This is a genomic window from Vibrio sp. D173a, assembly GCF_030248475.1.
In genome coordinates this window covers 1-12,879 of record NZ_JAHGAH010000015.1, presented here as the reverse complement: position 1 = coordinate 12,879, position 12,879 = coordinate 1, and the positions used below count along the sequence as shown (strand labels likewise).

General features: G+C 46.7%; 10 protein-coding genes and 1 pseudogene. 7 read left to right on the top strand and 4 right to left on the bottom strand.

Annotated elements, in window-relative coordinates; all coding sequences use genetic code 11:
• Positions 1-243 precede the first annotated feature (243 nt).
• From KIV40_RS02425 to galM, 3 genes are all read left to right on the top strand, one after another.
• The gene (locus KIV40_RS02425; RefSeq protein ID WP_012128764.1) at positions 244-1,296 is read left to right on the top strand and encodes a UDP-glucose--hexose-1-phosphate uridylyltransferase; all 1,053 of its coding nucleotides are present in this window, start codon (positions 244-246) and stop codon (positions 1,294-1,296) included.
• Between the two features lie 200 nt (positions 1,297-1,496).
• Entirely contained in the window at positions 1,497-2,657 is a 1,161-nt protein-coding gene (gene galK / locus KIV40_RS02420; RefSeq protein ID WP_012128763.1) for a galactokinase, read from the top strand.
• A 52-nt stretch (positions 2,658-2,709) separates the two neighbouring features.
• A complete protein-coding gene (galM, locus tag KIV40_RS02415; protein WP_012128762.1) occupies positions 2,710-3,768 on the top strand; it encodes a galactose-1-epimerase in 1,059 nt (352 codons plus the stop codon).
• A gap of 182 nt (positions 3,769-3,950) precedes the next feature.
• Here the strand turns inward: galM and KIV40_RS02410 are convergent, their stop codons facing one another.
• Positions 3,951-4,949 carry a substrate-binding domain-containing protein gene (locus KIV40_RS02410; protein ID WP_285347890.1) on the bottom strand — a complete coding sequence of 333 codons (999 nt, stop codon included), beginning with the start codon at positions 4,947-4,949 and terminating at the stop codon, positions 3,951-3,953.
• 252 nt (positions 4,950-5,201) lie between these two features.
• On the bottom strand, positions 5,202-6,611 hold the full coding sequence (gene ptsG / locus KIV40_RS02405) for a PTS glucose transporter subunit IIBC (RefSeq protein WP_038879045.1): 1,410 nt from the start codon (positions 6,609-6,611) through the stop codon (positions 5,202-5,204).
• Positions 6,612-7,050: 439 nt separating this feature from the next.
• On the opposite strand from ptsG, the gene KIV40_RS02400 reads away from it, so the two are divergent.
• A complete protein-coding gene (locus KIV40_RS02400) occupies positions 7,051-8,760 on the top strand; it encodes an SgrR family transcriptional regulator (RefSeq protein ID WP_285347891.1) in 1,710 nt (569 codons plus the stop codon).
• 120 nt (positions 8,761-8,880) lie between these two features.
• The gene (locus KIV40_RS02395; RefSeq protein ID WP_005436572.1) at positions 8,881-9,213 is read left to right on the top strand and encodes a tRNA-binding protein; all 333 of its coding nucleotides are present in this window, start codon (positions 8,881-8,883) and stop codon (positions 9,211-9,213) included.
• 63 nt (positions 9,214-9,276) lie between these two features.
• Here the strand turns inward: KIV40_RS02395 and KIV40_RS02390 are convergent, their stop codons facing one another.
• The gene (locus KIV40_RS02390; protein ID WP_134976457.1) at positions 9,277-9,828 is read right to left on the bottom strand and encodes a gamma-glutamylcyclotransferase family protein; all 552 of its coding nucleotides are present in this window, start codon (positions 9,826-9,828) and stop codon (positions 9,277-9,279) included.
• 199 nt (positions 9,829-10,027) lie between these two features.
• On the opposite strand from KIV40_RS02390, the gene KIV40_RS02385 reads away from it, so the two are divergent.
• Positions 10,028-11,212, top strand: a complete 1,185-nt coding sequence (locus tag KIV40_RS02385) for an NnrS family protein (RefSeq protein WP_041853284.1) — start codon at positions 10,028-10,030, stop codon at positions 11,210-11,212.
• Between the two features lie 321 nt (positions 11,213-11,533).
• Here the strand turns inward: KIV40_RS02385 and mltC are convergent.
• Positions 11,534-12,646, bottom strand: a pseudogene (gene mltC / locus KIV40_RS02380) (membrane-bound lytic murein transglycosylase MltC).
• Between mltC and KIV40_RS02375 the strand changes: the two are divergent.
• Positions 12,568-12,810, top strand: coding sequence for a hypothetical protein (locus KIV40_RS02375; protein ID WP_285347892.1), 243 nt, complete (start codon positions 12,568-12,570; stop codon positions 12,808-12,810). The pseudogene mltC and the gene KIV40_RS02375 overlap by 79 nt on opposite strands.
• Positions 12,811-12,879: the final 69 nt, after the last annotated feature.

Sequence of the window (12,879 nt, the reverse complement as noted above, 5' to 3'; positions counted from 1 at the left end):
AGACATTCGTTTCCCATGGCGATTAAACACCGCAACTTGGAAAACGGATTTGGCTAAATCAATTGAGATTGTGCTAGATTGATTCATGGTATGGGCTCCTATTTTGGTTTGTACCTGTAACTTTAGCTGACACAGTCAGTTGAAGTGGGGAGTCCATACCATTGAGCGGAGTAGGGAATCTCTAGCAAGCAGATTGATGAATTTTGGTTCTGACACCAAAAGCGAAAAAGTTGAGTAAGTAAGATGTCGAATGTTGAATTTAACCCAGTGGATCACCCACACCGTCGTTACAACCCACTAACCGGTCAGTGGATTTTGGTGTCACCGCATCGTGCAAAACGCCCTTGGAGTGGCGCTGACGAGAAACCTGCGATTGATGAGCTACCAAGCTACGACGAGAAGTGTTTCCTTTGCCCGACCAACGAGCGTATTTCTGGTGATGTAAACCCAGACTACCAAGGCACGTACTTGTTCCAAAATGACTTCGCAGCACTGATGGTGGATTCTCCAGATGCACCTGAATCAGACAACCCACTGTTCAAAACGCAAGGTGTGCGCGGGTTGAGCCGAGTGATTTGTTTCTCGCCTGATCACAGCAAAACTTTGCCTGAGCTGCCGGTCGACAAAATCCGTGGCGTGATTGACACGTGGAATGATCAAATCGAAGAGTTGGGTAAAGACTACGTTTGGGTTCAAGCATTCGAGAACAAAGGTGAGACTATGGGTTGTTCTCAGCCTCACCCGCACGGTCAAATCTGGGCAAACAGTTTCTTGCCAAACGAAATCGAGCGTAAAGAACACCACTTAAAAGCGTACTACCAAGAGCATGGAAGCAACTTGCTGGTGGATTACGTGCAAGCTGAGCTCAAAGATGGTTCACGCACCGTGGTTGAGACCGAACACTGGGTTGCTGTTGTTCCTTACTGGGCGGCGTGGCCATTCGAAACCATGCTACTTCCTAAAACGCACATTCGTCGAATGAGTGAGCTAACCGATGAGCAACGTGATGACCTTGCGGTTGCAATCAAAAAGCTAACCAGCCGTTACGACAACCTATTCCAATGCTCTTTCCCTTACTCAATGGGTTGGCATTACGCGCCGTTCTTTGAAGAAGGCACCGATATCGACCATTGGCAACTGCATGCATTGTTCTACCCGCCACTGCTACGTAGTGCAACGGTTCGTAAGTTTATGGTTGGTTATGAAATGCTGGCAGAAAGCCAACGCGACCTAACCGCAGAACAAGCGGCGCAGCGTCTGCGTGACCTAAGCGATGTGCACTACAAAGAGCAATAAACCAATTAATGAATAACCGGAGTTATCGCTGGTTTTACCTAAAGCTCGGTCAAATTCTCTTTTATTTGTGAGTGGAGGGCTAACCCCCTCTAACTCCCCCTTATTAAGGGGGAGGACTAGCCGAGTGAATACGAAACTGGAAATCAGCACTTAACACCGGTTACACCAATACCAAATTTATAATTTAAGAGAACGTCCCTATGTCTGATCTAATCCAAAATGTAAAAACCTCTTTTGAACAAGTGCTGGGTTACGCGCCAAGCCACATTATTCAAGCGCCTGGTCGTGTAAACCTGATTGGTGAGCACACTGATTACAACGACGGTTTCGTACTGCCATGTGCGATCAACTACCAAACCGTTGTGGCGGCAGCGAAGCGTGAAGACAACCTAGTGCGCGTGGTTTCTGTGGATTACGGCAACGCCGTTGATGAGTTCGATATCACGCAAGAAATCACATTCCAACAAGACAAAATGTGGGCGAACTACATTCGCGGTGTGGTTAAGTGTCTTCTTGCTCGTGGTTACCAATTCTCTGGTGCGGATATTTCTGTTAGCGGTAACGTGCCTCAAGGTGCGGGTTTAAGCTCGTCGGCAGCGTTGGAAGTCGTGATCGGACAAACGTTCAAAGTGCTGTTCAACCTAGAAATTAGCCAAGCGGAAATCGCGCTAAACGGCCAACAAGCTGAGAACGAATTCGTTGGTTGCAACTGCGGCATTATGGACCAAATGATTTCGGCAGAAGGTCGTGAAAACCACGCTATGCTGTTGGACTGTCGTAGCCTAGAAACTGAAGCGGTATCGATGCCTGAAGACATGGCCGTGGTGATCATCAACTCGAACAAAAAACGTGGCTTGGTAGACAGTGAATACAATACACGTCGTGAGCAGTGTGAGGAAGCGGCGCGCATTTTCGGTGTGAAAGCACTGCGTGATGTGACTATTGAACAGTTTAACGAGAAAGTCTCTGAACTAGACGAAATGGTCGCAAAACGTGCTCGTCACGTAATCACAGAAAACGACCGCACGGTAGAAGCGGCGCAAGCACTTCGTGCACACGACATGAAGCGTATGGGTGAACTGATGGCTGAGTCTCATGCTTCTATGCGTGATGATTTCGAAATCACAGTCAAAGAAATCGATACGTTAGTTGAGATGGTGAAAGAAGTGATCGGCGAGCAAGGCGGCGTGCGCATGACGGGCGGCGGCTTTGGTGGTTGTATCGTTGCAATTGTACCGCCAGCATTGGTTGACGAAGTGAAAGCAACGGTAGAAGCGAAGTACCAAGCAGCAACGGGTCTAAAAGAATCTATCTACGTGTGCCAAGCGAAAAACGGCGCTGGTTTAGTCGAAGTACTTTAAGTGCAAAATTGCTTTAAGTTCAAAGTGCTTTAAGACGCAGTAGGAGCGAGAGATGACTGAGCCATTAACTATCACGATGACACAGCAGGCCGCCTTTGATGGTGCGCCTGCCAACGTGGTCGAACTGAAAAATAACACAGGCATGAGCGTTACCTTTATGGATATTGGCGCGACATGGCTGAGTTGTCGTTTACCTTTGGCGAATGGGGAGTTGCGTGAAGTGCTTCTCGGAGTGGGGACGATGGGGAGTTTCATGCAGCAACAGTGTTACATGGGTGTCACTGTTGGTCGCTACGCAAACCGCATCGCCAATGGTCTTTTTGAAGTGAATGGCGAAGTATTTCAAGTGTCTACTAACCAAGCGGGCAACTGTCTGCATGGTGGTGAAGAAGGTTTTGATAAACGTCGTTGGAAGATTGAGTCTCACTCAAATCAGCAAGTGACGTTCTCTTTATTGTCTGAAGATGGCGACCAAGGTTTTCCGGGCAATCTAGAAGTGCAAGTGACGTATACGTTGACTGATGATAACCAAGTGAGCATTGAGTACTTCGCTAAGACAGATAAAGCGACACCGATAAACTTGACCAACCATGCCTATTTTAATTTGTTGGGGGCAGAAGCGGACTTAGATTGTCGTTCGCATCGCTTAACCATCGTTGCAAGTCAATACTTACCAACCTCTGAGGTCGGTATTCCGCTGGGTGAATTGCAAGATGTGAAAGGCACTGGATTTGACTTTAGAAGTGAAAAACCAGTTTCAGAACACTTCTTACAAGATGAACAGCAGATTGCCGCCAAAGGGTATGACCATAGCTACTTATTTGATGCTCATCGTGATGTTTTAAAACCAGTTGCGCTGGTGGTTTCGCCAGATGAAAAAGTGCACCTTTCAGTGGTAACAAACAAGCCTGCGATGCAATTGTACACGGGCAACTGGTTAGCTGGCGCACCAAATCGCCGTGGCGGTGAATATAACGATTACGCGGGTCTGGCGTTAGAGACGCAGTTTTTACCAGATTCGCCAAACCATGCTGAGTGGGCGCAGCCAAGCTGTATTCTTGAGCCTGAACAAGAGTACCGCTTCTGCACCACTTATCAGTTTGCTTTCTAGTTAAACTGAGCATTTTCGAGCTTTTGGGTTACCGTAGGCTTTTTGCTCACAGTAGGTCAAAAGCTCATCGAAAGTTGGAAAAATAACGCTCTCTAGAAACACCCCAAAAAGAAAAAGCTCTGTCACTTAGGTGGCAGAGCTTTTACTTTGTAACCTTTCTTGGCACTGAATAGCGCGATATCTTAAAGGCGATCCACCGAGTTACGGCGCACTAAAGTTGGGCTAAAGATGATGGTGTCATCTTCCACTTGCTCATCACGTGATAACGCTAATGCCAAACGCGCGGCACGCTCTGCCATCATTTCGATTGGGTAACGAATTGTGGTCAAACTTGGATTGACGAAGCGAGCAATTAAGCCATCGTCGAAGCCAACCATGGACACTTTTTCTGGTACGTCGATGCCGTTTTGGTCTAACGCTGCTAGCGCACCTGCTGCCATGTAGTCGTTGTACGCCACGACGCCAGTGATTGCGAGTGATTTGGTCAGCAGATTGGTCATGGCTGTTTCGCCGCCGTCACTGTTTGGTTCACCATATTCGACATAGCTTTTTGATAGCTCGATATCGTGATCTTTCAGTGCCGCTTGGTAACCTTGTAAACGTTCGTCGTTATCTTCGATGTCATGGGATGAGGCGATACAAGCGATCTTGGTATGACCATGACGAATCAGATATTCCGTCGCTAAGTACGCGCCCTTGCGGTTATCAAGAGAGATACAACGCTCTGCCAACTCAGGGATATGGCGGTTGATCAACACCATGCCTTTGACTTCTTTGGCGTAACCAATCAGTTCTTCGTCTGATAAACCTTTAGAGTGAATCACAATGGCTTCACAGCGGCTGTTGATCAGAAGTTCTAGCGCTTGGCGTTCGTCTTCTGGGTTGTGGTAGCCATTACCAATCAGAATGTGTTTGCCGTTTTCACGCGCCACGTTATCTACCGACTTCACCAGTGTGCCGAAGAACGGGTCTGAGACATCACCCACAAGCACGCCCATGGTGTTGGTACTTTGGCTGACGAGTGCTCGCGCTGCTGCGTTTGGACGGTAGCCCAGTTTGCTCATTGCTTGCGTCACTGCGTCGATAGAAGATTGGCTCGCTTTCGGTGATTTATTGATCACGCGAGAGACGGTCGCGACCGATACACCGGCTTCTTTCGCGACATCCTTGATTGTTGCCATGAGGGACCTTTCGTGGGCTAAAAACGTTAATTGGAGTATTAAACACCCATTGTGTAATAAGTGCAATCAACACCATTTTTATATTGCGATGAATTTGGTCTTACTCTATGAATTTATTGAATATATGTGATGTATAAACGTTATCTTAGGTAGGGCGCTGTTTAGTCGCATGAAAACAAAAAATCGCGATCATTGATGTGACCGCGATTTGTCGTTTCTCTTTACAGACCACAGAAAATGGCGCTCAGAAAGCTAGTTGTTGTTCATCCAGTCAACCATTTGAGTTTTGTACACATCGCTGTTGCCGCCAAAGATAGCTTGTACGCCAGTACCGACTCGCACCACACCCGCTGCACCAAGTGCTTTCAATTTCGCTTCGTCGACTTTGTCTTGCTCTGCGACTTGGATTCGCAAGCGAGTGATACAAGCATCGGTGCTTAAGATATTTTGTTTGCCGCCAAACGCGCTAACCAACTCACTGGCAAACTCTGAACTGGTGTCATTGACGGCTTTGCTGCTGTCTTGATCTTCGCGGCCTGGTGTTTTCAGATCGAACGTTTTAATGAACCAAGTGAACACAACGTAGTACAGTGCTGCGTATGCCAAACCTAGTGGGATAATCATCCAACCTTTGGTCGAAATACCAAAGAAGGTCACGTAGTCGATAAGACCTGCACTAAAGCTGTAGCCATGTTTTACGCCCAGCATGATACACAGTGGGTAAGCCAAACCCGCAATGATCGCGTGAATCACGTAAAGCACAGGCGAGATGAACAAGAACGCAAACTCGATAGGCTCAGTGATACCAGTTAGGAACGACGTCAGTGCAGCTGAGATCATGATGCCCATAACTTTGGTGCGGTTCTCTGGTTTTGCTGCACGGCCAATCGCAATTGCCGCCGCAGGAAGACCAAACATCTTGAATAAGTAACCACCCGCTAGGTTGCCCGCATTTGGGTCGCCAGCGAAGAAGCGAGGGATCTCACCGTGGAATACTTGGCCAGCAGCGTTCACAAACTCACCGGCTTGAAGCTGAATAATTACGTTAATTACATGGTGCAGACCGAATGGGATCAGAGCACGCTCTGCGGTGCCGTAAGCCCAAAATGCGACCAATGGGTTTTGCTCGGTTGCCCATGTGCCGAACCAATCAATGCCAGAGCCAATTGGTTGCCAGATAAAGGCAATCGCAATGCCCAAAAACAGCATAGAAAATGACGTGACGATCGGGACAAATCGTTTACCCGCGAAGAAGGCCAAGTAAGCTGGCATCTTAATGGTATAGAAACGGTTAAACATATACGCACCAACTGCACCGGAGATGATGCCACCGAGCACACCTGTGTCGATATGGTCCACACCTAGCACGCCAGCCATGACTTTTAGTGTCGCGACTAATACGTAATAACCAATACCTGCCGCAACTGCACCAACACCATCATTGTTGGTAAATGAGATAGCAACGCCAAGCGCAAAGATAAGCGGCAGGTTACCGAAGACCGCGCCCCCCGCTTCTGCCATCAATTCAGAAACTACGGGTGGAATGAACCCAAATTGCGCCGAGCCAATACCCAAAAGGATACCTGCCGCGGGCATTGAGGCTATAGGCAACATGAGCGCCTTACCGACCTTAGAAAGGTTGGCAAAAAAGTTAGCAAACATAAAAATACTCCAACTTGTTAGATAAAAATCTTGAGTGGCGCAGTCATGAATAAACTGTGGGAAGCGGGGAGATTAGCGATAGCATCGTGATTATGGTTTGCGGGGGGTGGAGCATAAACATAAAAACTGGTTGCTATCGCTAAAGCTTTATAAGTGCTGAGCTAAAAATAGAGGGCCTTAACCAATTGAATGAAGGGCACTGTTTCGATCGCTCAACCATAGGACTGCGTCAGAATCTAAGAGTATTTTGGGTAAAAATAAGGCATGAAAAAACAGAGTGAATTTTGTTTTTCTTGTTCCTGATAACTAAGTTTTTAGACCTTTTTACTTGAATGAAGGCATTGGACGCTAATATAAGGAACAGAATCTAAGTTTTGGAGTGCCTGTTTTGGAGAGTATTAATCTTTTTCGCTACTACTAACGTGTAGAGAGTTTTGAGCTGCGAGAGGAATACGCGGTGACGCTTGCCGAGATTGCAGACAAGATGTTCACCAGCCCAAGGCATGCCCGAGCTATTCTCAAGCAGATGAATGCGCTCAACTGGATCGCTTGGATACCCAGAGTGGGGCGTAACCAGCGTTCGACCTTAATTCGTAACATCGCTCGTACAGAGGTGAAGCGCTCTATTGCTCTGGAGTGGATCAAAGAGAGCAAATACGACCGAGCACTTGAGTTTCTTGACTTCGACCAAGTGGTGTTTGAGCAACTGCTAAGGCAAACTTCCGGTGCCCAAGTGACAGAAGGCAAAGTCAGTGTACAACTTACCTATAACCGCTCTTTTGCTACGCTCAATCCAATCACACCGCAACGAAACAGCGAGCGTTTCTTAATTCGTCAAATTCACGCTTGCTTGGTTTCCATGACACCTGAAGGCGAGTTAGTCGGAAACATTGCGCATCATTGGCAAGCCGATGAAGAGTGGCGAACATGGACGTTTTATCTTCGTCCGTCTGTTTGCTTTCATCATGGCGGAAAAGTGGATGCAGAGTTGATGGTGAAGTTACTAAAGCATTGGCAGCAGCTTCCATATTATCAAAATGAACTCGATCACCTTGAAGCGGTTTCTGTTGAGTCGCCTTATCGATTTTCCGTTCAACTTACACGGCCAGAAAAAGGCTTTGCTGCATTATTGAGTGATCTGAAATACTCTTTACAGCCTGTCGAGCAACTCAATAACCTATCTTCCGATAGCATCGGCTGTGGCATTTTCTCTCTGGAATCGCACACGAACAACAAACTTACCTTGGTGGCGAATGAGCGCTTCCATGGATTTCGCTCCCTCACTGATAAAGTCACCATCTGGTCTTTAAACAGTGGCAAGAAGGAGGGTACAAAGGCTTCCAAGTACCCCCACGATTTACCTAAAACAGAGCAGTACTCGAAAAAGGTCATCACCAACTCTCCAGATGAAGAAGTGGATGAGCGCATCATCGATGCCAAACACTCAGCATCGAAAGATCGCGTGGAAGAAGGGTGCTTGTTTATGATTTTCAATCACAATGATCCTAACTTATCGCACGCTCAGAGACGTTGGCTGAGTGATGCCTTGAGTGGCGAGAACATCTGGCAGCAGTTGGAGCGCAACGAAACCACCTTCGGGGCTGAGATCGCACATAACTTTTTCCCCTTCTGGCACAACGTCAAATACCTGAGAAGCGATGAAGTAGCGCTACCGAGTTCAATCCGAATCGCCTGTTATTCCCATCTTGGTATTCAACGTAGTGCGAGAGCCGCTGAGCAAATCTTGATGGAGCATGGCATCAAGGTTGAAGTGAACGTTTATTCGTTTGAAGCATTCATTGAAAAAGCGTCTGGAGAGGGCTTTAGTGAAGAGATTGTGTTAAGCAGTTTTAACTTGGATGACAACCGACAAATCTCGGCTTTACTGTTTTTCCTCAGCGATCCCATTTTGCACGCCACGATCGGATCTGACGTCAGCGACTGGCTGGTGGCTGAGATCAACCAAATTCGACAGTTTAGCGCCCCGGAAGATTACTTCACTATGTTAGAGCAACTTGGCTCTGTGCTGATCTATGAAGGTGTGGTTAGTCCGATGCTTCACCACCGACAAACACTTAGCTTCCAAGACATATTCAAAGGTGTAGAGATCACGGCGTGGGGCTGGCCGAAGTTGAGTGAGATTTGGTAAAGGGCAATTGTAATCAGCACGATCTTTGCTCATCAAAATGCGATCTTCACCCTTGTATTTAAAGTACTAACTGATAATGTAGAGTTTATTTTAGTAAAATTTTACTTGGGGTTTTAATCAATGGAAACGATCGCTTACTCAGACTTTGCAAAGTTAGAAATTCGCACCGGAAAAATCATCGAAGTGGCGCGTCACGAAAACGCAGATAAGCTTTACATCGTGCAGATCGATATCGGTGAGAAAACACTGCAAACCGTCACTAGCTTGGTGCCTTACTACACAGAAGAAGAGTTGATGGGGAAACAAGTGGTGGTTTTGTGTAATCTCGCGAAAGCTAAGATGCGTGGCGAAACCTCTGAGTGCATGTTGCTGTGTGCTGAAACTGATGACGAATCAGAAAGTGTTCTGCTAACGCCTGAACGCGCAATGCCTGCTGGTGTGAGAATCGTTTAGTGTCCTTAAGCTTGCTCAAATAAAAAAAACAGCGCTGATAGAGCGCTGTTTTTTATTCTGTTCTTAAGAGTGTTGAGCAATTAGGTTATCAATCAACTCATAATGATGATCTTGTACGCCCGCTAAGTTGCCGTATTTTGGCTGGTGGCGGTCGTTCTCTTTGGCATGATGCCAACCAACGGTATGGCGAACGAAGTGCTCAGCAAAGGCGTGGGAGACGTCTAAGCATCCCGCGAGAACCGTATCAACATAGCTTTGCATGATGGGACTGAGCGAGCATGGTGGCAACGGATCGTTTTTCACATAAACCCAAATGCTGTGCTCTGAGTTAAAAGTGGTCTCTGCTTCAATCTGATCAGGACGGATTTGAATACGATGGTAGCCACGCTCGCGTCGGTCAAATTCTGCTAAAGCTTGATCGTCGACTTCAAGCAGCACGCCATTGACTTGCCCTTCGCCTTCATTCACAACCAAGGGTGACAAGATATAGCTGTCGTCAACTTTGCCCCAATAGCGCACCAGACCATGAGCGATGACAGGGATGGCTTCTCCCGTTTGACCCGTTAACTTGCGCGAGGCGGCATTGATTAAACTGCCGTAGCCAAATATATACATCTCGATTGCTTCCCTTACTTCGACGAAATCACTGTTATCCGTTATACCTAAACACTACCAACCAAGCAACGCGTGAAGCACAGGTTTTACCTCGAAAGGATAGTTTGATTTCATAACATGTATTTTTTATGCATGTTTGTGTTAATATGACCACGTTGAGTTTTTGAACGGTATCAAATGGGTACTTAAGGGCATCACAATGCTGAATATCACCGATAAAAAAGTGGAAGAAAAAATCCCTGCATGGCTGCGATTAGGGTTTAGACCGTTTTTCCTGTTTGGTTCTATTTATGCCATTGTCGCAATTGCGGTATGGGTATGGATGTTCCAAACCGGACTGCCAAGTGCGTTGAGTGTTCCGGCGTTGTGGTGGCACGTTCATGAAATGTTGTTTGGTTTTTCAATGGCAATAGTGGTGGGCTTTGTGCTGACTGCAGTGCAAAACTGGACGGGCATTAACGGCACGAAACACTACACCTTGTTAGCGATATTTACATTGTGGCTTGCACCGAGAATACTGCTTTGGACACCAGCACCACTTTGGTTAACCAGCAGCATTGAAGCGCTGTTTTTGCTGTTTGTGGCCTACGAAGTGGGCATTCGTGTTTACCGCGCGAAAGGTTGGCGGAATCTGTTTTTTGTGCCGTTATTCTTGCTCGCCATCTTTGCTAACTTTGCCAGTTACGCAACGGTGAAAGGCATGCCGCCATTTACCTCGTCTGCGGTATGGCAAGCGATGCTTTGGTGGTTCACTCTGCTGCTTTCCGTCATGGGTGGACGAGTGATTCCATTTTTCACAGCCCGTCGCTTTAACTTCGAAAAAGCTCAGCCGTTACTGTGGTTGGATTGGCTAGCAAACCTACCTTTGGTTATGTTGTTTGTGTTGAGCTTCTTCCCCGTGACGTTTGCGGAAATTGGTCAGCCACTTATGTTGTTCGCCAGTGTGGCGCAGTTGGTTCGATTCCTGCGCTGGAAGCCTTGGCTGACACTTAGCGAGCCGTTGGTGTGGTCGTTACATGCGGCTTATTTGTGTCTGCCTTTGAGTCTGATTCTACGTAGCAGTTGGGATAATGCGTTTGCGAGCCACAACTTAATTCATCTGTTTGCTATTGGTGCATTGGGTGGATTGATCTTAGCGATGATTGCTCGAGTGACGATGGGGCACACAGGTCGCATGATTTACAAAGGCCCGAACATGAGCATCGCTTTTGTTGCCGTGATTGGTGCGGCGTTAGCAAGAAGCTTAGGCGTGATTTTTGACCCTTCACACATGCTACTTTGGATTGATGTCAGTGCAGCCTTGTGGATTCTGGCTTTCGGTATGTTCGTATGGCGATTCGGAATGATGCTGATGAAACCAAGAGTGGATGGTCATCCCGGATAGTCACAGTACAGATTCGATAAAAGAAGGGCTCAACCAACGGTATGAGCTCTTTTTATTTGAGCTTGCTTTCGCAAATGACCCGCAATTAGTAAGGTAATTATTAGGAATGTGAAAAACGTTGAATTCTATAGTGGGATTTGAGCGTGCTAGAAGGTGCGGACTCCGCTACTCTTTAGGTGTTATTGCTCGTATGCACATGAGTGATTAACTAGCCAATTGACGTTTTAGACCCATAGGTGTCTTTTCGTGTAATTACATGGCCGCTTAGTTCTATACCTCCGTGGAACTAAGCGGCGTTTTTCGTTTTGTGGCTAGATAAAATTAGATATTCCCTTCGCTGAAGTCTTTTTGGAAATACAGCACTTTCTGTAGGTAGCGTCTTGCTTCCCCTTTTGGGTGTTGAGTGGTTAACGCATCATAAACCTGAGTCGGGTTAAGGCTGTTAAGCTCATTCATCGCGCGTTTTCGGTCGCTATCGAAGGTAGAAAGTACGCCGCCTGTGCCGCCGTTATAGGCTGAAATCATACTAAAGTGTTTCGAAGTAGGATGTTTTACATCTCTTAGATAGCGGTTTTTCAATATATAGAAATACGCTGCACCAGTATCAATGTTATTGGCAGGATCGAATAAGTATTCTTTGGTAGGAATACCTGGTTTGTTTTTCACCAAATTAAACACATCAGCACCGGCGGTTTTTGGGATCACCTGCATTAAGCCGTAAGCCCCTGCATGAGAGACCGCATAAGGGTTAAAGCTGCTTTCGGTTTTGATCACGGCGAAGATTAGATCTTCAGACAAGTCATATCGTTTAGCTGCATCACGTACCAAGCCTGCGTACTGGTATTCTCGCTGCTCTAGGTGATCTTTCACCATGTTGATTTCGACATAATAAGCACTGCCGCGTTTGATGGCTTTCTTCTGCAGTTTATTATCAAGCAGGTAGTCTGCGTAGCGATTGGCACGCCACTCCCACTCAATCGGCTTTCCATCGTGATCGAGAACTTGCCCCAATAAAAACGGCTTACCACGCAATACCGCTTCTTTATCGCTAAACAACTCCGCATGTGCTGGATCAGCAGGCATGAGTAGCGTCTGTACGATGGCTTTTTGTAGCTTCTCTGTTGGCTGATATTGGGAAATCGTCGAAACATAGATCTTACCCATTTCGAAATCGATATGTGCTTGAGTGTTGTAACCATCAAGGTACTTCACGTAACGGTGTTTGCCTGCTTCAACGAACTCATCTTCACCCTAGCGATCTTTGGCTTTTTGAGCAATGTAAGCCAGTAACTGTTTGATGTTATCTTCGTTCGATGCGCTTGGCGGTTTTACGTAGTGAGGAGCTTAGTCATCACATGCGCATGGTGGTGTTTCTTCCGGAGCTACAGAACAACCACCGAGAAGGAGTAAGCTCAGGATTAGCGATTTCTTCATCGGATACCGATTTAATTAGAGGTGAGGGCAATTGCCGACTGAAGAAAATAATAAGTAAGAGTGCTAATTACCTGAAATTAGAACTTTTTGTGCTTTCGATAGAAGCGTTTGATGCTGAGTGTTCACCGGAAAAAGAAAAAGCCTGCGGGGTGCCTGTCTCTTGATCACAAGTCTAGTGATCAAGAGACATTGCGAGTTCGTAGCCCTCAAGGATGGTTTGTAGTTTAAACCAT

Excerpts from the sequence above, each read along its gene's own strand:
- KIV40_RS02425 (WP_012128764.1), top strand. The coding sequence starts at position 244 with ATGTCGAATGTTGAATTTAACCCAGTGGATCACCCACACCGTCGTTAC.
- galK (WP_012128763.1), top strand. The coding sequence starts at position 1,497 with ATGTCTGATCTAATCCAAAATGTAAAAACCTCTTTTGAACAAGTGCTG.
- galM (WP_012128762.1), top strand. The coding sequence starts at position 2,710 with ATGACTGAGCCATTAACTATCACGATGACACAGCAGGCCGCCTTTGAT.
- KIV40_RS02410 (WP_285347890.1), bottom strand. The coding sequence starts at position 4,949 with ATGGCAACAATCAAGGATGTCGCGAAAGAAGCCGGTGTATCGGTCGCG.
- ptsG (WP_038879045.1), bottom strand. The coding sequence starts at position 6,611 with ATGTTTGCTAACTTTTTTGCCAACCTTTCTAAGGTCGGTAAGGCGCTC.
- KIV40_RS02395 (WP_005436572.1), top strand. The coding sequence starts at position 8,881 with ATGGAAACGATCGCTTACTCAGACTTTGCAAAGTTAGAAATTCGCACC.
- KIV40_RS02390 (WP_134976457.1), bottom strand. The coding sequence starts at position 9,828 with ATGTATATATTTGGCTACGGCAGTTTAATCAATGCCGCCTCGCGCAAG.
- KIV40_RS02385 (WP_041853284.1), top strand. The coding sequence starts at position 10,028 with ATGCTGAATATCACCGATAAAAAAGTGGAAGAAAAAATCCCTGCATGG.
- KIV40_RS02375 (WP_285347892.1), top strand. The coding sequence starts at position 12,568 with ATGCGCATGGTGGTGTTTCTTCCGGAGCTACAGAACAACCACCGAGAA.